Raw genomic sequence first — 20,756 nt, 5'->3', positions numbered from 1 at the left:
TGAAGCCATGACCCGCCGCCGGATTCTCATCAAATTTGCCGTTCTCGCCTGTGTCATCCTCGCAGGGCTTTGGGGCTATGGAAGGATTTTGGATATGAATGCGGAACCGACCTACACCACCGACCGGCTGTTCAAGCCGTATGGCGAGGATGTCTACCATCTAGCGCAGAGGATCGAGCGCGGCGAGCATATCAGCGCGCGCGACGTTGAGGCGCTATCGGGCGGCGCCAACAAGCGTTATGGCGACGAGATCACATTCCTGTTCCTAGCTCTCAAAGCGCACAATCTGCAAGCTATTGACACGCTGCTGGCGGCTGGCGCCGACCCCTATATGGTCGATCATCCCCCGAGCGGCTCGGAGCGTAATTTCGTCTACTATCTCACACTTCCGGGGCCAAGCACGGGGCCGGTACAGGGCTTCGATTTCGAAAACCGGATGATCGAAAGCTATCTCAAACATGGCGGCAAGGCCAATGTTCAGCTTCTCGGCGACGGAGGAGAATGGCTGATAGAGCAGGTTGCGCTCAACGAAAATTACCAGGGTGTCAAAATTCTGCTCGAAGCCGGGGCCGATCCTTGGGCGGAGGATAATAGTGGAGATACGGCAATGGTGAAAGTTGCCCGCAAATATAACAAAAACGCCGTAAGGTTTTTGAACTATTTGATAGAGCAGGGAACTTTCAAGGACGTTGAGTTGCCGAGACTACAAGCTTTCATGCGGTCACTCGCTGGCTATGAACAAAGAGGCGATGCGATCAGCCTCGCAAATCAACAAATCGCCCTTCGCGTCTTGAAGCGCAATCCAGACTATCCTCCCGACCAGAACACACAGGATCTCTTCGCCGGCCCCATCCCGTGGCAAGAGGTGCAAGATGCCGACTGACAAGGACTTCGTGGTGAAGATCCCGCCGATGCGGGATACAGACAATATTACCCCGCCGAAGATCGATATTCCGCCCATCCCCCCGGACACGCCCAACACGACCGCTGTTCATGGTCGCGCGTCCTGGAAGCCGTGCTGGCGGCAAGCCTGCTATTTGTCCAAATTCATCTACAAGGACCCGCCACCTTCCAGTGGGTTCTATACAGTATTCGAGAAGGAGATGGCGAAGGTCGATAAGCACTGGGAACCTTGGGACAACCTGAACTACCAGCAAAAGAGTGGCCTCGTGGCGCGTCTTTACAAGGTCAAGGGCTATGATCCGGGCAAGAAAACCGATGTCTGCCCGCCAACGCTGGTGTTTCGCGGCACGGACGCGGATGACCTGCGCGGCCTGTCCTGCGGCATCACCTTGCACCTTGCTGGCCTGTTCACGCGCTTCATCCTGCTGAATGACGAGAAACCGAATTTCCATATTTCAAAGGGGCTTGGCGTGCGTCATCAATTGATCGCATCAGGTTCTACACCCATCGTGCTGATAAAGGATACCGATACGATCTATCCGAAAGTCACATCATGGGGATTCAAGCTCCCGATCAAGGTCGAATTGACGCTGGAATATTTCGCGAAGGAGAATGGCGATTGGTACAATAATATCAATCAAGGTTTAGGGCGTCCGAGCGCGCAATACACTGAGGCAATGGACTTTGGGGGGAAAGTTGTCGAGACGAAAATTAAAACAACAACAGACCAACGCCTTGAAGTGGCTGGTCATTCGCTTGGCGGAGGGCTTGCTGCCGCAACCTGTGCCGTTTTGGAGCGTAACTACCCTAGTATCGATATTCACGGCACAACCTTCAACGCAGCCGGGGTTCACCCCAACACCATCGCTCCGGCCACTGGCGCCAGCGTCAATGCCTTTTACGTCGGGGGCGAAATCCTAACGACCTTGCAAAGCAAGGCCAGCACGATCCCCTTTATCGGGACGGTGTTCAACTGGGCAAAGGCGGAAATAAACGAGACCGGTCTGCCGTCCGCGCTTGGCAACCCCATTCCCATGCCGCCTTATGAGCTGACGGAAGACATCCCCGATGCCAAGCCGCTGCCCGTTCTCTGGCCGCTTTCGCAGGAAACACTGGTTCTGCCGCGCCCCAACGACTTCGCGACGATCACTACCCTCAACAATCTGTTGGCGTCTTCCGCCGCCCCCGTTCCAGCCATGCGCAAGCTGATCGATTATCTCGACAGCAACTATCGCGCTAAAGCCAAAAAGGAAATGGAAAAGAGCGGGAAGTCCGGCACGCTTGAGACGTATGAGGAGGAAGGCGACCTCTGGATGGGAAGCGCACAAGATGAACTCTCGGCTCTTCAGAAAATCGCAGGAGAGTCGTTTGCCTATCACGGCATGGATTATGTAATCGCCGCCTACGAACATCGTCTTCTCGAGAAGGGTTCGTCGCCATGATCCCACTCGCCCCTTACAAGAGTCGTGCCTCGATCCGGCGATTTTACGCGGTGGTTTTCGTGACCTTTGCTGTGGTTGTCATCCCGCTTTCGTGGTGGGGCATGGAAAGGTATGCACATTATTTAGCGCAGCAGGGCATGATCGATAGCTCTCCAGATACGCCGCTTTCCAACAGGCTGATCCTGCCCTATGGCGAGGAGCCTTATCGTCTGGCGCAGAAGATCGAGCGCGGCGAAGCGATTTCAGAGGCGGACGTGAAGGCGCTGCCCGAGGGCGTCGACCAACGCTATGGCGATGAGATCACCATGCTGTTTCTGGCGCTCGGCGCCCATAATCTCCAGGCGATCGACACGTTGCTGGCCGCAGATGCCGATCCCTATCTGATCGACCGGCCGTCGACAGGCTCTGCCAGAAATTTTGTTTATTATCTGACAATGCCCGGCCCGAGTTCCGGGCCCGTGCAGGGCTTCGATTTCGAAAACCGCATGATCGAGAGCTATCTCAAGCATGTAGGCAAGGCGAATGTGCAGCTTCCGGGCGATCAAGGGAACTGGCTTGTCGAACAAGTCGGACTGATCGGCAATTATGAGGGTGTGAAGATCTTGCTGAAAGCCGGTGCGGACCCTTGGGCGGAAAATGCTGCCAAGGATACGTTGATGAGTACGCTAGCAATATCATCGGCAGATACAGGCGCGATTGATTTTATCAATTGGCTCATTCAGCAAGGTTATCTCAACAGCCCAATGATGGGAAAGCTGCAGAAATTCATGAGATATCTTGCTGCTTATACCCAGCGTGGTGACAAGATTAGCGAGGAAATACAGCAAACCGCTCTTCGAGTTCTGAAACGCAATCCCGACTACCCTCCCGACCAGAACACGCAAGACATCTTTGGCGGACCGATCCCGTGGAAGGAGGTGGAGAATGCCGACTGACAAGGATTTCGTCGTCAAGATTCCTCCGATGCGGGACACAGACAATATCACCCCGCCGAAGATCAACATCCCGCCCATCCCTCCGGATACGCCCAACACCACGGTGATCCACGGACATGCCAATCCGAAGACCTGTCGCCGGCAGGCGGCCTATCTGTGCAAGCTGATCTACAAGGACCCGACGCCAACGGGTGGTTTTTCAACGCTTTATCCGGACAAGATCGCCCAGAGGCATTGGAGTTTCACCGATGACCACGCCTGACAAGAAGCAAGCTTCGATCCGGCGGTTTTACGTCATCGTTTTCGTGGCCTTTGCCGTTATCGTCACGCCACTCGTCTGGTGGGGCTATGGCAAATACGAAACCTATCGAACGGAGCAGGACATGATCGAGAGTTCTCCGGATACGCCGCTTTCCAACAGGTTGATCCTGCCCTATGGCGAGGAGCCTTATCGTCTGGCGCAAAAGATCGAGCGGGGTGATGTGATTTCCGAGGCCGAGGTGAAGGCGCTGCCGGACGGCGTCGACCAGCGCTATGGCGACGAGATCACCCTGCTGTTTCTGGCGCTCGGCGCCCATAACCTTCAGGCGATCGACACACTTCTGGCCGCGGGTGCCGATCCCTATCTGATTGACCGGCCGTCGACAGGCTCCGCCAGAAATTTTGTTTATTATCTGACAATGCCCGGCCCGAGTTCCGGGCCCGTGCAGGGCTTCGATTTCGAAAACCGCATGATCGAGAGCTATCTCAAGCATGGAGGCAAGGCGAATGTGCAGCTTCCGGGCGATCAAGGGAACTGGCTTGTCGAACAAGTCGGACTGATCGGCAATTATGACGGCGTCAAAATCCTGCTGAAGGCTGGGGCGGATCCTTGGGCTGAAGACAAATCAGGTGAAACGGCTATAAGTACCATCGGGGATATGTCGGGCACAAACGAGTCATTCAAACTTATGAATTGGCTACTCGATCAAGGTTATTTCAGCAATGTTTCAATGCTGAAGTTGCAGAACTTCATGAATGCCATCGCAGGATATACTCAAAGAAAAGATAAGGTTAGCAGGGAGTATCGCGATATCGCGCTGCGCGTACTTAAGAGGTTTCCCAACTATCCTCCGGATCAGAACACGCAAGACATATTCGGCGGACCAATCCCCTGGAAGGAGGTTGAGAATGCCAAATGACCAGCAGCATGTGGTCAAGATTCCGCCTTTGCGGGACACCGACAATATCATCCCGCCTAAGATCGATATTCCGCCCATCCCCCCGGATACGGCCAACACCACCGTGATCCGCGGGCACGGCAACCCGAAGACCTGTCGGCGGCAGGCGGCCTATCTGTGCAAGCTGATCTACAAGGACCCGCCGCCGACTGGTGGTTTCTCGACGCTCTATCCCGACAAGATCGCCGAGGCGGAAAAAAACTGGGAAGAATGGGATCACCTGAACGAACAGGCCATTACCGGGCTTGTCGCCAAGCTCTACAAGGTGAAAAGTTACGACCCGAACAGCAAGACCGATGTCTGCCCGCCGACGCTGGTGTTTCGGGGGACCGATTTCGATGAAATGCGCGATTTCGCCTTTTGCATCCTCCTCAAGATCATGCATGGCGCGGGCGAGACCCCGGTGATCGATCTTCAGGAAGTGCTTGAAAAGCAGTATCCCGGCGGCGAGATCATGTTTGCCATGGACAAGCGGCTGAAGGGCAAGAGCCGAAAGGAACTGATCGCCGACAACTTCATTCCCATCACGCTTTTGAACAGTTCTGGCGCGTTCCGGCTGTTGGGCGTTCCGTATCAGGCCAGCCTGCAACTGATCTTTCTCGGCGGGCCGAATGGCGACTGGGCCAATAATGTTGAGCAGGGGCTGGGGAAGCCGAGCAAACAATATGAGAACGCAAAAAACTTCGGGATCAAAGTTACTCGCGAGAAAATCAAACCCGGAAAGGACCGTCGGTTAAATATCGCTGGCCATTCGCTCGGCGGTGGGCTGGCAAGTGCCGCAGCGACAACAGTGGAGCACCGCTTTCACACCGACATCACCACCCTCTGCCACACCTTCAATCCCGCCGGCGTCAATACCGAAACGGTCAAGCCCGCCTCGCTCGGAGAGGCGACGATCAATGCATTCGGTGTGCGCGATGAAATCCTGACGACGATCGAGACCCGCGCCGGGCAATTGCCGTTTCTCGGCGCCATTCTGCGATGGGCCAAGGCGGAGGCGAATATCGACGGATTTCCCGCGCCGGCGGGCAATTTCGTCCCGAGGAAAGGCATCAGTCCCGGCCCCTCCGGCGATCCGCCGCAAACGCGGCCTGTCGTCTTGCCGACCGGCGGTATCGGCCAGCAAATCATCCCCACCTGGCAGCCGCCCGCACGCGGCGCGGAACTGCCCGTCGTCTGGCCGATCACTGCGCAGACCGTCTTTCCAGCCGCAACGGCCAATAACTTTCGTCTGACCCTTGCGCTGGACGGGATTCTCAACAGCTCGACCTCGTCCGTGCAGGCGCTCAACCTTCTCTCCGCCCGTATTCCCGGCTGGGTGGAGGACGCGGTGAATGCCAATTCGAAGATCAGGGTGCCGCCGCCCGGTCCGAACACATCCTATCAGCCCTGGGTTTATGACAAGTTCACCTTCGGAGACTTGCTTGGAAAGATGGCACAGGACCGAACAAGGACCGTTGCCAAAGCCTACAGAGGCTTCCTCGATGCACAGGTCGTTCTTCCGGTGGTGGCACCCGCGCTCGTCACCTTCGCCCTGGAATTTTCCTGCTTGCAGACTCTCTTCGAAGTGTCATCGGCCTATCACGGTATGGACTATGTGATCGCGACCTTCGAGCAATATCTGGATACAGAGTAATGATCCCCGAAATCTCGCTTCCTTTCCCATGCCTGTTCTTCCGCCACTGGTATTTGGATGGCAGTGAAATGGGGGTGCTGGTGGTGCGGGCGGTGTTCGAAATCCACGAGGGCAGACGCGCGTTGTTGCCGAAGGCGCAGCCGGGGATGGCGCTCTCGGATGTGTTTTTGGGGGAGGCGAATGTCTCGTCGCTGAAAGCCGAAAGCGAGATCGCGCCGTTCAAGCCGAAAACTGACCTGACCTTTTCCGCCATTGCCCGCTCGCCGGAGGAAAAGCAGCTTGCGAGCTGGCCGGTGCGGGTCGATATCACCCGGCCTGCGGAGGATGGCGCAGCGCCGGAGATTATCGGCAGCCACGGTTTTCATGTCTTCGGCGAAAGGCTGATGGAGCCGGAGACGGCAAAGGGCGGAAAGCGCTGGCGGCTTTCGGATGCGACGCCGGCTACCGAGGTGCCGCTCGTCTACGAGCGCGCCTATGGCGGCACGGCGAGGATCGATGAGGAGGTCGAGGACGCCCATGTGTTCAACCCGGTCGGGCGCGGCCTGGTCAGCGACTATCTGCTGGAGACTGGCGAGGCATTGCCCGCGCCGCAGATCGGCCTTGCGGGCGAGTTTGCCGCCTGGGCTCCGGGTGCGGAGATGACGGTCTGCGGTCTCGGCCCGCTGACGAAATCCTGGCAACCGCGGCTTGCGCTCGCCGGCACGTTTGACGATGCCTGGCTGAGGGAGCGCCATCCGCGCATGCCTGAGGATTACAATTACGGCTTCTGGAATGCCGCGCCGCAGGCCCTGCAGTTCAAGCCGTTCCTCACCGGCATGGAACAGATCACCGTCCACGGCATGCGTCATGACCCTGCGCCCTACCGATTTTCTTTGCCGGAAGGCGGGCTGAAGGCTGTAGTGCGTTATGACAACGCGGATGATCGCAGGTTTGTCATGCGGCTTGATACCGTCCATTGCGACATCGCCGATCCGGACCCGAGCAAACATCAAATGACGCTGGTCTGGCGGATGGCGATCGAGAACCCCGACGATGTGACGGCGATCGAGGTTCTGCCGCATGCCTTGAGAAAGGAGACATCATGAGCCGCAGTGCCGCCCGCAATACAGGAAAGGCCAACAGTATCGTCTGTCTTTCGCCCTGCGTCTGCCTGACGCCGCGCGGCCCGAAAATGGTGCCGGTGCCCTATATGATTGTCTCTAAGCTCGAATGGAGCACGAAGACGATCTCCAACACCGGCTTCGGCGGCGATCAGGCCTTCACCATGGAAAGCCGCACGGAGAAAGTGACCGGCAACGAGCCGGGCACCGGCGGCGGGGTTTCGTCCGGCGTCAACGTCGGCTGGTGCCGGCCGCAATCCAACAAGTCGAGCTTCCTCGTCGAAGGCCATCAGGTGCTGCAGGACAATTGCGTCTACGAGATGAACTGCGCCGGCCCCGACGGGCCGTCGAACACGCTCGGCAAGCTGAATTATGACGATGCGTGAGCGCGCTGTCGCACTCGATCCTGCTGTCCGTTAAAGGTTCGTTGGACGGTTCACGTTGATCTTGTGCGCAAAGATTGTGACTTCACGGAAAGCCGGACATTGTCCGTAATTAACAGGGCTAACTCATAGACGCGGACAAAACGGGGAACCGGTCACAATGCCAATCCCGGCGGCGCGGTGAAGGGCGTGTTCTGCAACCGCTTCGCCTTGCATGAGCGGCTGCGCTCCACCGTCTATACCCAGCGCGACTACACCTTGTTATCGCATCAGCCAGGCAATGCGGTCGCTATTCTCTTGACACCTTCCGGGTGATTCAGCGTCCGAACCGGGTCCGCGCTGCTCGCAACCTGCCCGCCGCATGGCGGCGCTTCTTACCCCGAAAAGTCGCGACTATCTGCGGCTCGCCTCGATAAGCGTTTGCGCGCCCGACGTGAGCAACAGCGCGCCGTCGGGGCCGAAGTCGAAGCTTTCGCTTGAATCCAGCGCCTCAAGGACGGCCTGTTCCTGCTTCATCAGGGCGTCGTCGCAGGCCATCCGCGTTGTCGCCAGCGGGCCGATTGCGATGCCACCCTCGCCATTGACCGAGAACGCGCCGGTGAAGCGGTTGCAGCCGGTGGTTCCGAAGATCTGGCCTTCCTCGCTGATCGAGAAGGCGGGACGATCGGCAGCCTCATCGAGCGCGCTGCCCTTAAGACTGTCGACGGACCATTCGGGGCCGATGAGGAGATCGAGCGTGTCGCCGCCGCAGCCCTTCAGCGTTCCGGTTGCCGTTTCCAGTTCGACGCTTTGCGGAAACAATCGGCCGCTCATGTCGTCCTGGCACATTTCGGCGCGCACGCTGAAGGCGAGGGCGTATTGGTCGAAATCGTAGCGATGGGCCCCGTCGACCACCTGAGGTTCCGGCAGGCGGAGGTCGAGCCGGTCATCGCCGTAATTCATGTCCAGCATAAACCGGTCGCCTGCGATGACGGCGCGCCAGCCGGGTTCATTGCCCTGCGCCGACCATGAATTTTCCGCCTCGGCCGGCATCATGAAGCAATCCGGCAAGTCCTCGCCATCGAGCGTCACCAGCGCATCGTCGCCCTTGCTCCAGAAGACGTTTCGGCCGTCCTCGGACTGGTACTTCGCGCCATCCGCGGAGATCGCGGGGGCAAGGTGGTAAATCCTCTCATCGGTCTCGACCACCGCTTCCTCGCCCTGAAAGCCGAGCTGAAGGCGGATATCGCCGCACATAAAGGTGCTGCCGAAGGCCGCGGGCGTGAACGCCGTCAGCATAACGCCTCCGATATCGGCATCATTGTTTCCCGCCGCGATCATCACCGGTTCGCTCACAAACCGGTTGGCGCCATCGATCCGGATGGCGGCGGAGAGATCGGCCGTAACGCCGGCGGGGATGGCGAGCGTGAACGGCCATGGCACCTGCCGGCCGTTCGACTCATCGCTGTGCATCGCCAGGGGGGCGTTTTGGAAACCGCGCGCTTCCACCACGAGTTCGGCATCATCCGGCAGCGCCAGGCGTTCGCGCATCATGGCCTCGCCGGTGATCTCACGCATGTCCTGCGCATGGGCGGTCGTTGCCGCAAGGAGGCTTGCCAGAAGTGTCAGAGCTGAACGGGACATGGTGTTTCCTTCGTCGTCTTTACGGGTGGACGGTATAGCGCGCCGGAGACGCTCCCCGTTTCGTACCAGAGCAGGCGGAAGACCGGCGGGGGCCGCTGGGCGACCAGGCACGCGCGCCGTTGCGGTTGCACGGCCCGGCTAATCTAACACGATATTTGTAGGTGGCCGCAACCGGGCGAACAACATGTCAGAGCGCAGCCCTCTGGCAGGAGGTTGCGATCACGGGATCGTTGCCCATTTTTTGAAATCCCGTTCCAGACGATGAAGCGCCATGGACAATTCCGCAGACGAACTCGAGCAACCCGGAAGCCGGAAAGCGCGGATCCGCTTCGTCGCCCTTGCGGCGCTGACGGGAATTCTGACGGGATCCGTCGGGTCCGTGTTTCACCTGCTGATCGACCGGCTGCAGACATGGCCCCGCGTCCTTGTCGCCCACGTCGATGGCAACACACCCGCTTGACCAGGACGGATACTTGTCTCTGCCGGAAGGCAAACACCGGCCGTTTTAGCAATGCCTATGAAGAACGGTGGTCAGCTTCACGCAGCTCTCGGCGATATCACACGATACCGCCGTCGGCGCGGATGGTTCTGCCGGTTACCCAGCGCGCGTCCTCGGATACCAGCATGGCGATCACGCGGGCGATGTCCTCGGGTTGGCCGACGCGGCCGAGCGGGGTCTGGGCGGCGACCGCGTCGCCCCGTTCGGCAATCGCCTTGCGTGTCATGTCGGTCTCGGTCAGGCCGGGGGCGACCGAGTTGACGCGGATGCCGCGCCCGCCCAGTTCCTTGGCGAAACCCTCGGTCAGCGCGATCACCGCCGCCTTCGAGGCCGCATAGAGCGCGACGCCCGGCTGAACATTCTGCGCGAAGCGCGAGGAGAGCGTGACGATCGAACCGCCGTCAGTCATCCTGGCGGCGGCGGCGCGGATCGCCTGCAAGGTCCCGCCGACATTGACGTCCATCACCGCCGTCACGTCCTCGCCGCTGATGCCCTCGAGCTTCGACCAGTGATTGACCCCGGCGGCCGTCACCAGAATGTCGAGCCTGCCGAAATTGTCGATCGCCGCACTGACGGCCGCACCCGCGGTCTCGCTCTTGCGGACATCGCCGCCCGATATCACGGCCCGCCCGCCGGCGCGCGTGATTACATCGGCCACGGCCTCGGCTTCCTCGCGCGCATTGCCGTAGCCGATGACCACCGAAGCGCCCCGTCGGGCGAGAAGCTTCGCCGTTTCGGCACCTATGCCGCGCGAGCCGCCGGTGACCCATGCGACCTTTCCGTCAAGCGTTTCCATCGTCATTGCCTCCTACCTGTTGGCGGTAATTGCGCTGTCGGGCACACGCGACAGCGGATCGGTGATGCCTTGTCCGCGATCGACCGGCCGCGCCGCGGCTTCGAGCAGGCGGTTGGCGAATGCATCAAGATAGGCGGCGCGTTGGGCGGCATCGACACGGGGCGCGCCGTAGGCGACGAAGGGCCGCTCGAGCGTATAGCCCATATATTCGAGCACCAGATGCTGGATCTGCCAGAGCACCTGGTCATCCAGCTCCCCATAGGCCGCGCCGCGCCCGAAACGCTGCGGCAGGCCGCCGGTGGTCATTGACACCATGGCCCGGCGCCCGCGAAAGACACCCTTCTCGTAGCGCAGCCCGTCCGCATAGGCGAAACCATAGGCCAGAACGCGCTCGATCCAGCCTTTTACGACCGCCGGCACGCCGCCCCACCAGAGCGGAAACTGGAACACCAGCAGGTCGGTGTCCATTACCCGCGCCTGTTCGCGGGCGATCTCGTCGCAAAAACCTCCGGTGCGCACCGCATGGGCCTGTTCACGCTGATAGTGGAAGCGCGTCGCATCCGCCGCGCCGGTAAAATCGTGCCGCCCGGCGCGGGGATCGAAATCCTGCGCGACGAGATCGGAGATCGTCACTTCGTGGCCCGCGTCGCGAAGAGCCGCGGCGCCATGGGCGGCAAGCGCCGCGTTGAACGAGGTTGGTTCTGGATGGGCGAGTATAATCAGGACCTTCATGAGATCAAAACGCCACCCGGTCGGCGCCCTTCAGGTCCAGGATTTCCCGTGCCTCATCCGGCGTCGCAACCTCCATTCCAAGCGACTCCACCATCTGCCGGGCGAGGGCGACCTGCTCGGCGTTGGACTTGGCCAGCCGGCCCGGACCGATCCACAGCGAATCCTCAAGCCCCACCCGCAGGTTGCCGCCCATCAGCACCGACTGCATGGCGATCGGCATCTGGTTCCGGCCCGCTCCAAGCACGGACCACTGATAGGCATCTCCGAAAAGGCGATCGGCGGTTCTCTTCATGTGGATAACGTCTTCCGGATGTCCGCCGATGCCGCCGAGAATGCCGAAAACGCTCTGGATGAACACCGGCGGCTTGATCAGCCCGCGCTCGACGAAATGGGCGCAGGTATAGAGGTGCCCGATGTCGTAGCATTCCACCTCGAAGCGGGTTCCGTGCTCGGCGCAGGTGGTCAGGATGTTCTCGATGTCGCCGAGCGTGTTGCGGAAGATGCGGTCGCGCGAGCCTTCGAGATAGTCGCGTTCCCAATCGTGCTGGAACTCGGTGAAGCGCTCCAGCATCGGATAAAGGCCGAAATTCATCGAGCCCATGTTCAGGGAGGCGATCTCCGGCTTGAATTGGGCGACCGGACGAAGACGTTCCTCGACCGACATTGTGGGCGCCCCGCCCGTCGTGATGTTGATGACGCAATCGGTGCGTTGCTTTATCACCTGCAGAAACTCGGAATAGCGTTCCGGCGACTGGTCGGGCGCGCCGGTTTTCGGGTCGCGCGCATGGAGATGAACGACGGATGCCCCCGCTTCCGCCGCGCCGATCGCGGCATCGGCGATTTCCTGCGGCGTCACCGGAAGATGCGGCGACATCGAGGGCGTGTGGATCGACCCGGTGACCGCGCAGGTCACGATTACTTTGCGGCGCTTTGCCATGGTGGCTTAACTTCCTTCTCGTGGACTGGCTTCTAATGGACTGGGATGAGCGCGTTCGGCAGCGCGAGCGTCAGGGCCGGGATGAAGGCGACCAGCATCAGCACGACCAGGCAGATCGCGATGAGCGGCAGCGCCTCGCGGATGATCCGCGGCAATGGTTCTCCCGAAACCCCCGCAACGATGAACAATTGGATCCCGACCGGTGGGGTGGCCATGCCGATGACGACGTTGAGGACAACCATCGCGCCGAACTGAACCGGCTCCATGCCGACCAGACCGCTCATTTTCAAAAGGATGGGCATCGTCAGGATCAGGATAGAAATCGGTTCGAGGAACATGCCGAGCAGCAGCAGGAACAGGTTCAACAGAAGCAGGATCGCGATCTTGTTGTCGGTGATCGCAAGAATGGATTCGGTGATCCGTGTCGGCACCTGTTCCAGCGTGAAGACGAAGGCGACGATCGAGGCCATCGACGTGATGAACAGGATCGAGGCGGAGATGATCGCCGTCGACACCAGCGCGTTCCATATCCGCGACGGCGTGAGATCGCGATAGGCCAGGCCGACCACCAGCGCATAAGCGACCGCAACGGCGGCCGCTTCCGTCGGGGTGAAGATGCCGGCCTTGATGCCGACGATGATGATCAGCGGCAGGAACAGCGCGGGCAGGGCGCGAAAGACGGCGGCGCCGCGTTCGGCCATCGGCACGCGCTCGGAAACCGGGAAATCGTCCCGCGCGGCGCGCCACGTCGCATAGGCCAGAAAGCCGCAGATCAGCAACACGCCCGGCACCACGCCGGCCATGAAAAGCTGTCCGATCGATGTTCCCGACAAGACGCCGTAGATGATCATGGTGATCGAGGGCGGGATGATCGGCCCGACGATCGAGCACACCCCGACCAGCGCCGCGGCATAGGCCGCCGGGATGCCCTGCTTTTTCATCGTTGGGATGAGGATCGACCCGAGTGCGGCCGCCTCGGCGTTGGCGCTGCCGGAAATGCCGGCGAAGAAACCTGCCGAAAGCACCGTGACATTCGACATTCCGCCCCGGCGGTGGCCCACGCAAACCTTGGCAAACGTCACGATGCGATCGGTAATGCCGCCGACGTTCATCAAGGCGCCGGCCAGCAGGAATAGCGGGATGGTCAGCAACACGAACTGATCGACCCCGGCCATCATCCGCTGCGGCAGCGACAGCATCATAGCGCCATTGCCGGAAAACCATAAAAAGGCCATGCCGCCAATCCCGAGCGCCAGCGCGATCGGAACGCCCGTTACCAGAAGCAGGGCGAATATTCCAAAAAATCCGGTCATTTAAAGCTGTTCCCCCATGTCGACTGCGGGCGGCGGGTCGTCTATGCCCCGGCGATGGCGAAGGGTCGACACCACAAGATCGGCGACGACGTGCAAGGCGAGAAGCGCCGCTCCGATCGGCACGCAGATATAGACCCATTTCACCGAAACCCCGGCGTTTGCGCCGGTGAGCGATGACCAGATGAAGTCGAGCGCCGGAATCTTCTGACGCTCGAAGCGCGAGGCGTAATCGAAACCCTTCACGACGATCACGGCGAGAAATATCAGCACCGGGATGGCCGTCGCACATTTGAGGACAAGCCTGGCCCGCGAACTCAGCATGTAAGGCAAGAGGTCCAGCATCACGAACTCGCCGCGCTGATAGGCGACGCCGAGCAGGAGAAAGGTCTGCCACAACAGGAGATAGCGACAGGCCTCCTCTGCCCAGATGATGGAGCCGGAGAAAAGGTAGCGCGCAGCCACCTGAACGATCATGATAACAAGGATAATGGCCATGCTGACGCCCGCGACGCCCTCAATGGTACGGGTATATATCCCGAACCATCGGAACCAGCGCGGGAGGTCCGAAGGACCGGCGGTTGACTGCGCTTGCATTTTTCCTCCCCTTCCTGCAACAGCCTAGGACGGCTGCTGCGCGACGCTCACGAAGTCGGCGATCAGAGGCGATTTCGTGCTCCATTGCTCGACGATCGGAGCAACCTTGGCCTTCATCTGATCGAGCCCCTCCAACTGGAGGATTTCCACGCCCTTGGCCTCCAGCTCCGCGCGGCCATCCATGTCCTGCTTGGCGGTATATTCCAGCGTCGGTATCACCGATTCCCGCCCGGCAGTGCGCACCGCCTCCTGCAGTTCGGGCGACAGGCTTTCGAAGAAGGCGGCGTTCACGCAGGTGACATTGTGCCAGGGGTAGTGCCCGGTCAGCGTGAAATGCTTGGCCACTTCCCAGAGGTTTTCGCCCAGCATCGACGACACATTGATTTCGCAGGCGTCGATGGTTCCGGTCTCAAGCGCGCCGTAGACTTCGCCGTAAGGCAGACCAACGGGATTGACGCCGACGGTCTCCCAGATGACCTTGTGCAATTCGAGCGGAACGATGCGGGTTTTCAGCCCGGTGAAATCGGCAAGCGTTCTGACCGGTTTGCTCACGGTCGCGAAGTGGCGCTGACCGATGTCGGTGGTCTGGAGACCGAGTATGCCGCCCACCATGAGGCTCTCGTTGATTGCCTCGCCCTCAGGGCTGAGCGCCATGCGCGCGAAGTGGTCGTAATCCCTGATCAGGAACGGCAACTGGTAGGCGTCCAGCGCCACCTGGCCGGTGACGATAGAGATCGTCGAACCGCTGCCGCCGCAGAATTCCAGCGTGCCGGCAACGCAGCTTTCAACGCCCTGCCGGTCGTCGCCCAACTGCCGGTTGGGAAAGATCTGCAGGTCGAAGGCGCCGGGGACAAGGGCTTCAAGTGATTTCTTGAATTCAAGCGCGGCAATGTGGCCGGGGTGAATTTCATTGGCGGCATGGCCCATGCGCACCTTCATCGGCTGCGCCCGCGCCAGGCTCGGGGCAGCCAGCGTCGCCGCAACGGCGGCGCCGGTCTTCATCAGTCTACGTCGTGTAATCATATCTTCCTCCCAGTGGTTGATTGCCTGCGCCTCCCACAGGCGTCAGGTCAGGTTCAACAGTTTCGCGGCGTTGTGTCCGATCAGTGTGCGGATGTCGTCGTGCGAGAACTGCAGGTCCAGCAACATCCGGACGATGGTGCGGTACCCCTCGATGGGGCGCGGCGAACCGCGCAGGCCAAGATCGGAAGAAAGCACGGTGTGATCCACGCCGGCCACCTCGATGTAGTGGGCCAACTCCTCCGGCCCGAAAATCTTGCCCGATCCTTCGCTCCACATCGCAATCGAGTGCTCCATGTAGGCGCCGAGCTCCACCATGGCCCGCATGTCGTCATCGCTGGCGCCGACGATATAGGTCGGGTGGTTGACCAGCATCTTGGTGACGCCGCGCTTGCGCGCCTCCTCGAAGATCATGATCAGCTCGCTGGCAGGCAGATGCCCGCCGGAAAGGATGATGTCGCCCTCCGCGATCAGGTCCAGCACCTGCTTGACGGAATCGAGCAGTTGCCCCGAGCCGTCCAGCGCCGAAAGCCCTTCGGGCGGCAGCATCCGTTTTGCCGTTTTGGGAAAGGTCTTGCCCTGTCCTTCCTGCTGGTCGAGGTGGTTTTGCGCCGACAGCGTCGGCAGCCAGACGATCTTCGCGCCGATATTGATGGCGTGGTTGACCGCATGCGGGTTGATGCCGCCGCTGGCATTGTTGAGCGCGATGCCGGAATAGAGCTTCACATCGGTCGGGACCAGCTTCTCCAGCATCGCGCAGTGCGAGACGCCGAGATAAAAATGGTCCTTGAAGAGCAGGGCGCGGAAGCCGGCTTCGGCGGCATCCAGCAGCGCCTCGTGATGGTCGAGGATGCGCGGCATCGCCGCAGGTCCCGAGTGGCAGTGCAGGTCAATGGCGCCTTTGAGCAGTTCGGCGATTTCGGCGTCGCGGTTGTCTTGAATTTCGTCTTGCATGGTATTCCTCCCTACACGTCCTCAGGCATCGGATAGTCTTCAGCGTTCAGCACCCAGCCCGGCTTTTCGGAAAAGTCCGTGCGGGGCGGGCAGAAGATGTCCACGAGCTGGTTGCGCCCGGCCTCCATTGCGCGGGTGGTGTGAATGACCGGGGGCGGGATCACGTAGGCCGAGGGCGACTGGACGTGATCGGCCCGGTCTTCGCGCCAGTCGTCCATGTCGATGGTCCAGGTCCAGCGCAGATAGTGGATGAAGGACCCCGATATCGCCAGCGAACACTGTTCGAAGTCGTCGTGATGGTGGGGCGACAGGTTGTGCGGATCGCGCGGCCCATCATTCGGCTCTAGATAGTTCACCATGAAGGTGGTGCAGCGGAAAATCCGGCCGAAACGGCCTTCCTGCTTCGGCACGTCGAGCGAATAGTGCCGCACCTTCCAGCCCGCCGGCGGCTCCGGCCAGGGCTTGAATTCCGGAATATGGGTGCGCTTGCGCGCATAAGCGTCGCGATTGGTGCACAGCGGAACGAGATCCCTGGAATTGATCGAGAACAGCCGGCAGAGTTTTCCGCCTTCGGGCAGTTCCACCCGGCTGTCGCCGTGCGGCACGAAGGCAATCGAGAAGCCCGGAACATCGACCGTCTCGCCGTTCCAGGTGATCTTCGCGCCGGCTTCGGGCAGCAGAACCACATATTCGTCCGGCTGGTTCCTGCGTTCGAAAACGGCACCCGCTTGGGCTTCGCTCCAGGACAGCACGAAATTGTGCCCGCGCGTGTACCAGCTCTTGCTGCCCGGGCCCGTCTCGGCGGGGTCTTCCTGGTAGAAGAGACCCAGCTGAGGTTCGGCGACCAAGCCTTTGGGCGCCGGCCCGGCTCCCGATTTCAGCGCCAGTGCGGAGCGCGGATCATTCTTGTCGTACATTGTGTCTCTCTCCCGAAAATCAGTTCAGAGCGCCGGCAAAACGGGCCAGCGTTTCCTTGGCGCCCTGGCGCAGGAAGCCCTGGTCGGATGCCATGATGAAACCGGTCGCGCCCCGGTCCGAAAGCGCTCTGGCGTCGTCGGGAGCGCCGGACATCACGAAAACCTTGCGCCCCGCGCGCGATGCCGCGGACGTGATCGCCTCCACCGCCCCGACCACGTCGGCGGCGGCCTGGCTCTCGGCCTCGAAGGCAACTGTCAGGTCGCCGCGGCCGATGAAGAATGCATCGACGCCTTCCACGCTGGCGATTTCGTCAAGCCGGCCGATGGCCGAGCGATCCTCGATCATCGCGATCACTGCAACGCCGCTATCCTGGGCGGCGATATGATCGCCCATCGCGACCGAGCCATAGCGTCCGGCGCGCGTGGTATTGGAAAAGCCCCGCGCCCCGCCGCGGTAACGCGCGGCGGCGACGACCGCCTTCGCCCGCTCGGCGCTGTCGACATGCGGCACGAGAACGCCGTCGGCGCCGCTGTCGAGGACCCGCAGAATGTCCTCGATCCGCGACACGCGCACGACGCCGGCGATTCCGGCGTGGCGGCAGGCCATCAGAATGCGATCCGTTGTTTCCGGATTGAAGGGCGCATGCTCCTCGTCGATGACGACGAAGTCGTAGCCCTCCTGCGCGAGTATTTCGGCGGCGTGCGTCGTCGGCGTCTTCAGGAAGGTGCCGAACAGCTTGCCTCCGCCCAGTACGCGATTGCGAAATCCCCTGGCCAAATCCTGAGCCACCTCCACCTCCCATTTTCCTCTTGCGTATCGCTGACCGCAACATTATATTGCTTACCGAAACACGGTTACTGCGGCCTATCCCGATTGTCAAGCGGGTGAATTTCAGGCGCCTAAAAGGAAAAAGTCAGAAAGATGCCCAAGATCAGCGGTGAAGGAAGCGATGGCATTCAGGGTGTCGTGCTCACTCTGCGAACACTGGAGGCCGTTGCTCGCGCGAAGGGGCCGATTGGCGTTACCGAACTTGCCGAAAAGCTCGGCACCACGAAAACGCGTGCTCACCGCCATCTTCGCACCCTCCTTCAGGAGGGCTATGTGTGCCAGCACGAGGAAACCGGACGATATCGTGCGGGCGGGCGGCTGATATCGCTCGGCCGCCATCTGACCGAAGCGTCCAATCTGGTCGACCTGGCGCAAAATGACCTGCGACAATTACGCGAAACCCTGGGCCAATCCTGTGTTGTATCCCAGTTCGAACACAGCGGAGCGCGGATCGTGATGGCGCTTTCTGGCCGTTCGCCGATCGAAATCGGCGTGAAGCCGGGCTCGCTTCTCCAGTTCCACAACTCCGCCCAGGGCCGGGTCATGCTGGCCTATGCCGACCCCGAGTTCCGGGAGGCGGTACTGGCCCGTCCTATGACTGCGCCAACCGCGGAGACGATCACCACGGTCGCAGGCGTCAACGCCGAACTCGAAAAGATCCGCAAGCACGGTTGGGCGACGGCGGCAAACCAGACCGCGATCGGGTTGAATACCCTGGCGGCCCCGCTGTTCGACGCCACGGGCGGCGTTGTGGGCGCCGTCGGCATCGTGGATCTCGTCCAGTTCCTTCCGCCTCAGCCCGACCAGACAAAAATCGACGCCGTCATGCGCGCCGCGCGCCAGATTTCCAGGAGACTCGGCTATGAGGGTGGTGAGGAAGAAGACGGCGCGTCGGCCGATTCCGTACCGTCCGGGCTCTGAAGCTTCACTGCGGTTTTCATCGCCGTAATAGCGCGAAGCGCTGTGCGCGAAAGCTCATCTTTCGGGTCAGTATAGGTCTGCCCCGATGGTTCCCGGCGCGGCAAGGACACGATTCCATCAGGCGCTTCCTTCCATTGCGGCGCATCTGCGATCAGGTCCGCGGGCGGCTTGGCGGAACCTGCTTCAAATGGTTATGCTTCCCGGGTCGGGCGGACGGGATGAGCCCGGCGCGCTGAAACGGGTAGCGGACATGGATGCATATGGACATTTGCGGATATTGGTCAGCCTCATCCTCGGGCTGGCGATCACGCGCGTGCTGTCCGGTCTTTCCCGCCGCCTGCAGGAGCCGATCAAGACGGACGGCATGCATGTCCAGATCGTCTGGTCGCTGGTGCTGCTTCTCGGCGCCGTGCACTTCTGGTGGTGGGAGTTCGCGCTTCGCCTGATCACCCAATGGAACTTCTGGATCTACATATTCGTCCTGTCATACGCCTCGCTGTTTTTCCTGATGTCGACCCTGCTTTATCCCGACCACATTCAGGGGCAAGTCGATCGGGAAGATTTCTTCTTCCGGCGGCGGTCCGCCTTCTTTGCCCTGTTCGCGATCTCCTTCGCTTTCGATCTGGTCGACACGCTCATCAAGGGACGAGAGCACCTGACGTCCCTCGGCGTCTGGTATGGCTTCCGCCTCGTTGCCGGAACCGTGATCGCCCTGATCGCGATGAGAACCCAAGAGAGCCGGAAACTGATGTGGCTGGGATTGGTCTGGCTTGCAGGCAATATCGTCTGGATTACCATGCTCTACGGCGTTTTGAGCTGACTCCCGTGATGCGGAACAGCGGTTGCGTGTCAACTTGGCAAGTTTCCGCCAGTTTCCCCGGTTTGTCGGCGGATTCTTGCCGAAGGGAAATCGGGCGAATGGTCTAAATTATTGTATTTGATATGATTTCTTATGTGGGACTGGCGCCGGTAAGATCATTTGCAGCGCTGAAATCGGGAGACGGCGCTCACAAATTTGGAGGAGAAAAATGTCTTACCATTTCCACAGATATGCCTTCGCCGCTGCAACTGCGCTTGCGGTCTCAGTTGCCTCGACTTCGGCAAAGGCGGATGAATTCATCAATATCCTGACCGGTGGCACATCGGGCGTTTATTATCCGCTTGGCGTGAGCCTTTCGAAGATCTACGCAGAGAATATCCCCGGGGTCCGCACGCAGGTGCAATCGACCAAGGCGTCGGTCGAAAACCTAAACCTGCTGCAGCGGGGCAAGGGCGAACTGGCCTTCGCGCTCGGCGATTCCGTCCAGCTTGCCTGGGAAGGCGACGCGGAAGCCGGCTTCAAGGAAAAGCTCGACAAGCTGCGCGGCGTCGCGGCCATATACCCGAATTATATCCAGATCGTTGCCGCCAAGGAGAGCGGCATCACCGATTTCGAGGGTCTGAAAGGCAAGGCGCTCTCGGTCGGGGCGCCCAAATCCGGAACGGAACTGAACGCGCGCAAGATTTTCGAAGCCGCGGGCATGAGCTATGATGACCTCGGCAAGACGGAATACCTGCCCTATGCCGAATCCGTGGAGCTGATCAAGAACCGCCAGCTGGATGCCACGCTGCAGTCGGCTGGACTGGGCGTTGCGTCCATCAAGGATCTTTCGACCTCGGTCGACATCACTGTCGTGGCTGTCCCCGAGGATGTCACGGCGAAGCTCGGACCGCCCTATATCGCCGGCACCATTCCGGCCGGGACCTATCAAGGGCAGGATACTGATGTTGCAACGGTCGCGGTCGTCAACTTCCTCGTCACGAGCGAGGACGTGTCTGAAGAGACGGTCTATCAGATGACCAAGCAGATGTTCGAACACCTTGACGAACTGCAGTCGGCGCACGCGGCCGCAAAGATGATCAAGCTGGAAAACGCGACCCAAGGCATGCCTGTGCCGCTTCATCCGGGCGCCGAGCGTTACTACAAGGAAAAAGGCTTGCTGTGAACCTCCCCTGGAGAGCA

At 60.5% G+C, this 20,756-nt stretch carries 22 protein-coding genes; 12 read left to right on the top strand and 10 right to left on the bottom strand.

All coding sequences use genetic code 11. The features are described 5' to 3' along the window. The first annotated feature begins 7 nt into the window (after positions 1 to 7). Genes V6765_RS17785 through V6765_RS17750 form a run of 8 tightly spaced genes read left to right on the top strand, consistent with a single transcriptional unit; the run spans position 8 to position 7,622 of the window. Positions 8 to 883 (top strand): hypothetical protein, encoded by an 876-nt coding sequence (locus V6765_RS17785; protein ID WP_448431212.1) that lies wholly within the window; start codon positions 8 to 10, stop codon positions 881 to 883. Then, positions 873 to 2,345 (top strand): hypothetical protein, encoded by a 1,473-nt coding sequence (locus V6765_RS17780; RefSeq protein ID WP_448431210.1) that lies wholly within the window; start codon positions 873 to 875, stop codon positions 2,343 to 2,345. Before V6765_RS17785 ends, V6765_RS17780 begins: the two co-directional genes overlap by 11 nt. Next, positions 2,342 to 3,280 (top strand): hypothetical protein, encoded by a 939-nt coding sequence (locus V6765_RS17775; protein WP_448431208.1) that lies wholly within the window; start codon positions 2,342 to 2,344, stop codon positions 3,278 to 3,280. Before V6765_RS17780 ends, V6765_RS17775 begins: the two co-directional genes overlap by 4 nt. Next, on the top strand, positions 3,270 to 3,542 hold the full coding sequence (locus V6765_RS17770) for a hypothetical protein (protein WP_448431206.1): 273 nt from the start codon (positions 3,270 to 3,272) through the stop codon (positions 3,540 to 3,542). The genes V6765_RS17775 and V6765_RS17770 overlap by 11 nt, the downstream gene beginning before the upstream one ends. Beyond that, positions 3,529 to 4,461 carry a hypothetical protein gene (locus tag V6765_RS17765; protein ID WP_448431204.1) on the top strand — a complete coding sequence of 311 codons (933 nt, stop codon included), beginning with the start codon at positions 3,529 to 3,531 and terminating at the stop codon, positions 4,459 to 4,461. Before V6765_RS17770 ends, V6765_RS17765 begins: the two co-directional genes overlap by 14 nt. Continuing rightward, the gene (locus V6765_RS17760) at positions 4,451 to 6,136 is read left to right on the top strand and encodes a lipase family protein (RefSeq protein ID WP_448431521.1); all 1,686 of its coding nucleotides are present in this window, start codon (positions 4,451 to 4,453) and stop codon (positions 6,134 to 6,136) included. The genes V6765_RS17765 and V6765_RS17760 overlap by 11 nt, the downstream gene beginning before the upstream one ends. Then, positions 6,136 to 7,221 carry a DUF2169 family type VI secretion system accessory protein gene (locus tag V6765_RS17755; RefSeq protein WP_448431202.1) on the top strand — a complete coding sequence of 362 codons (1,086 nt, stop codon included), beginning with the start codon at positions 6,136 to 6,138 and terminating at the stop codon, positions 7,219 to 7,221. Before V6765_RS17760 ends, V6765_RS17755 begins: the two co-directional genes overlap by 1 nt. After that, positions 7,218 to 7,622 carry a PAAR-like domain-containing protein gene (locus V6765_RS17750; RefSeq protein WP_448431200.1) on the top strand — a complete coding sequence of 135 codons (405 nt, stop codon included), beginning with the start codon at positions 7,218 to 7,220 and terminating at the stop codon, positions 7,620 to 7,622. Before V6765_RS17755 ends, V6765_RS17750 begins: the two co-directional genes overlap by 4 nt. A 390-nt stretch (positions 7,623 to 8,012) precedes the next feature. Here V6765_RS17750 and V6765_RS17745 read toward each other — a convergent pair whose 3' ends face one another. Beyond that, on the bottom strand, positions 8,013 to 9,242 hold the full coding sequence (locus tag V6765_RS17745; RefSeq protein ID WP_448431198.1) for an META domain-containing protein: 1,230 nt from the start codon (positions 9,240 to 9,242) through the stop codon (positions 8,013 to 8,015). Positions 9,243 to 9,513: 271 nt separating this feature from the next. Between V6765_RS17745 and V6765_RS17740 the strand changes: the two genes are divergently transcribed. Continuing rightward, the gene (locus V6765_RS17740; protein ID WP_448431196.1) at positions 9,514 to 9,702 is read left to right on the top strand and encodes a hypothetical protein; all 189 of its coding nucleotides are present in this window, start codon (positions 9,514 to 9,516) and stop codon (positions 9,700 to 9,702) included. A gap of 97 nt (positions 9,703 to 9,799) precedes the next feature. Here the strand turns inward: V6765_RS17740 and V6765_RS17735 are convergent, their stop codons facing one another. The 9 genes from V6765_RS17735 to V6765_RS17695 form a co-directional block, all read right to left on the bottom strand. Next, entirely contained in the window at positions 9,800 to 10,537 is a 738-nt protein-coding gene (locus tag V6765_RS17735; RefSeq protein ID WP_448431194.1) for an SDR family NAD(P)-dependent oxidoreductase, read from the bottom strand. 12 nt (positions 10,538 to 10,549) lie between these two features. Further along, complete coding sequence (locus V6765_RS17730; RefSeq protein WP_448431192.1) at positions 10,550 to 11,269, bottom strand: NAD(P)H-dependent oxidoreductase; 720 nt, start codon at positions 11,267 to 11,269, stop codon at positions 10,550 to 10,552. A 4-nt stretch (positions 11,270 to 11,273) separates the two neighbouring features. Continuing rightward, the gene (locus V6765_RS17725) at positions 11,274 to 12,206 is read right to left on the bottom strand and encodes a 3-keto-5-aminohexanoate cleavage protein (protein WP_448431190.1); all 933 of its coding nucleotides are present in this window, start codon (positions 12,204 to 12,206) and stop codon (positions 11,274 to 11,276) included. 32 nt (positions 12,207 to 12,238) lie between these two features. Next, positions 12,239 to 13,519 carry a TRAP transporter large permease gene (locus V6765_RS17720; RefSeq protein ID WP_448431188.1) on the bottom strand — a complete coding sequence of 427 codons (1,281 nt, stop codon included), beginning with the start codon at positions 13,517 to 13,519 and terminating at the stop codon, positions 12,239 to 12,241. Further along, positions 13,520 to 14,014, bottom strand: coding sequence for a TRAP transporter small permease (locus tag V6765_RS17715; protein WP_448431186.1), 495 nt, complete (start codon positions 14,012 to 14,014; stop codon positions 13,520 to 13,522). A gap of 123 nt (positions 14,015 to 14,137) precedes the next feature. After that, on the bottom strand, positions 14,138 to 15,136 hold the full coding sequence (locus V6765_RS17710; protein ID WP_448431184.1) for a TRAP transporter substrate-binding protein: 999 nt from the start codon (positions 15,134 to 15,136) through the stop codon (positions 14,138 to 14,140). A gap of 42 nt (positions 15,137 to 15,178) precedes the next feature. Continuing rightward, positions 15,179 to 16,087: a DUF6282 family protein gene (locus V6765_RS17705; RefSeq protein WP_448431182.1), complete on the bottom strand. Its 909-nt coding sequence runs from the start codon at positions 16,085 to 16,087 to the stop codon at positions 15,179 to 15,181. 11 nt (positions 16,088 to 16,098) lie between these two features. Next, complete coding sequence (locus tag V6765_RS17700) at positions 16,099 to 17,004, bottom strand: hypothetical protein (RefSeq protein ID WP_448431180.1); 906 nt, start codon at positions 17,002 to 17,004, stop codon at positions 16,099 to 16,101. A 19-nt stretch (positions 17,005 to 17,023) separates the two neighbouring features. Continuing rightward, positions 17,024 to 17,794, bottom strand: a complete 771-nt coding sequence (locus tag V6765_RS17695; RefSeq protein ID WP_448431178.1) for an HpcH/HpaI aldolase family protein — start codon at positions 17,792 to 17,794, stop codon at positions 17,024 to 17,026. A 132-nt stretch (positions 17,795 to 17,926) separates the two neighbouring features. Between V6765_RS17695 and V6765_RS17690 the strand changes: the two genes are divergently transcribed. The 3 genes from V6765_RS17690 (at position 17,927) to V6765_RS17680 (ending at position 20,739) form a co-directional block, all read left to right on the top strand. Next, positions 17,927 to 18,754: an IclR family transcriptional regulator gene (locus tag V6765_RS17690; RefSeq protein WP_448431176.1), complete on the top strand. Its 828-nt coding sequence runs from the start codon at positions 17,927 to 17,929 to the stop codon at positions 18,752 to 18,754. 187 nt (positions 18,755 to 18,941) lie between these two features. After that, complete coding sequence (locus V6765_RS17685; protein ID WP_448431174.1) at positions 18,942 to 19,574, top strand: hypothetical protein; 633 nt, start codon at positions 18,942 to 18,944, stop codon at positions 19,572 to 19,574. 208 nt (positions 19,575 to 19,782) lie between these two features. Next, positions 19,783 to 20,739 (top strand): TAXI family TRAP transporter solute-binding subunit, encoded by a 957-nt coding sequence (locus tag V6765_RS17680; RefSeq protein WP_448431172.1) that lies wholly within the window; start codon positions 19,783 to 19,785, stop codon positions 20,737 to 20,739. Positions 20,740 to 20,756 lie beyond the last annotated feature (17 nt).

The sequence above is a fragment of the Martelella sp. FOR1707 genome (assembly GCF_053484265.1).
The sequence above is the reverse complement of the archived record's forward strand: the minus strand, read 5'-3'. Positions and strand labels throughout refer to the sequence as shown.

Excerpts from the sequence above, each read along its gene's own strand:
- V6765_RS17785 (WP_448431212.1), top strand. The coding sequence starts at position 8 with ATGACCCGCCGCCGGATTCTCATCAAATTTGCCGTTCTCGCCTGTGTC.
- V6765_RS17690 (WP_448431176.1), top strand. The coding sequence starts at position 17,927 with ATGCCCAAGATCAGCGGTGAAGGAAGCGATGGCATTCAGGGTGTCGTG.
- V6765_RS17780 (WP_448431210.1), top strand. The coding sequence starts at position 873 with ATGCCGACTGACAAGGACTTCGTGGTGAAGATCCCGCCGATGCGGGAT.
- V6765_RS17770 (WP_448431206.1), top strand. The coding sequence starts at position 3,270 with ATGCCGACTGACAAGGATTTCGTCGTCAAGATTCCTCCGATGCGGGAC.
- V6765_RS17725 (WP_448431190.1), bottom strand. The coding sequence starts at position 12,206 with ATGGCAAAGCGCCGCAAAGTAATCGTGACCTGCGCGGTCACCGGGTCG.
- V6765_RS17680 (WP_448431172.1), top strand. The coding sequence starts at position 19,783 with ATGTCTTACCATTTCCACAGATATGCCTTCGCCGCTGCAACTGCGCTT.
- V6765_RS17710 (WP_448431184.1), bottom strand. The coding sequence starts at position 15,136 with ATGATTACACGACGTAGACTGATGAAGACCGGCGCCGCCGTTGCGGCG.
- V6765_RS17760 (WP_448431521.1), top strand. The coding sequence starts at position 4,451 with ATGCCAAATGACCAGCAGCATGTGGTCAAGATTCCGCCTTTGCGGGAC.
- V6765_RS17735 (WP_448431194.1), bottom strand. The coding sequence starts at position 10,537 with ATGGAAACGCTTGACGGAAAGGTCGCATGGGTCACCGGCGGCTCGCGC.
- V6765_RS17705 (WP_448431182.1), bottom strand. The coding sequence starts at position 16,087 with ATGCAAGACGAAATTCAAGACAACCGCGACGCCGAAATCGCCGAACTG.
- V6765_RS17715 (WP_448431186.1), bottom strand. The coding sequence starts at position 14,014 with ATGGCCATTATCCTTGTTATCATGATCGTTCAGGTGGCTGCGCGCTAC.
- V6765_RS17740 (WP_448431196.1), top strand. The coding sequence starts at position 9,514 with ATGGACAATTCCGCAGACGAACTCGAGCAACCCGGAAGCCGGAAAGCG.
- V6765_RS17730 (WP_448431192.1), bottom strand. The coding sequence starts at position 11,269 with ATGAAGGTCCTGATTATACTCGCCCATCCAGAACCAACCTCGTTCAAC.
- V6765_RS17765 (WP_448431204.1), top strand. The coding sequence starts at position 3,529 with ATGACCACGCCTGACAAGAAGCAAGCTTCGATCCGGCGGTTTTACGTC.
- V6765_RS17700 (WP_448431180.1), bottom strand. The coding sequence starts at position 17,004 with ATGTACGACAAGAATGATCCGCGCTCCGCACTGGCGCTGAAATCGGGA.
- V6765_RS17750 (WP_448431200.1), top strand. The coding sequence starts at position 7,218 with ATGAGCCGCAGTGCCGCCCGCAATACAGGAAAGGCCAACAGTATCGTC.
- V6765_RS17775 (WP_448431208.1), top strand. The coding sequence starts at position 2,342 with ATGATCCCACTCGCCCCTTACAAGAGTCGTGCCTCGATCCGGCGATTT.
- V6765_RS17685 (WP_448431174.1), top strand. The coding sequence starts at position 18,942 with ATGGTTATGCTTCCCGGGTCGGGCGGACGGGATGAGCCCGGCGCGCTG.
- V6765_RS17720 (WP_448431188.1), bottom strand. The coding sequence starts at position 13,519 with ATGACCGGATTTTTTGGAATATTCGCCCTGCTTCTGGTAACGGGCGTT.
- V6765_RS17755 (WP_448431202.1), top strand. The coding sequence starts at position 6,136 with ATGATCCCCGAAATCTCGCTTCCTTTCCCATGCCTGTTCTTCCGCCAC.
- V6765_RS17745 (WP_448431198.1), bottom strand. The coding sequence starts at position 9,242 with ATGTCCCGTTCAGCTCTGACACTTCTGGCAAGCCTCCTTGCGGCAACG.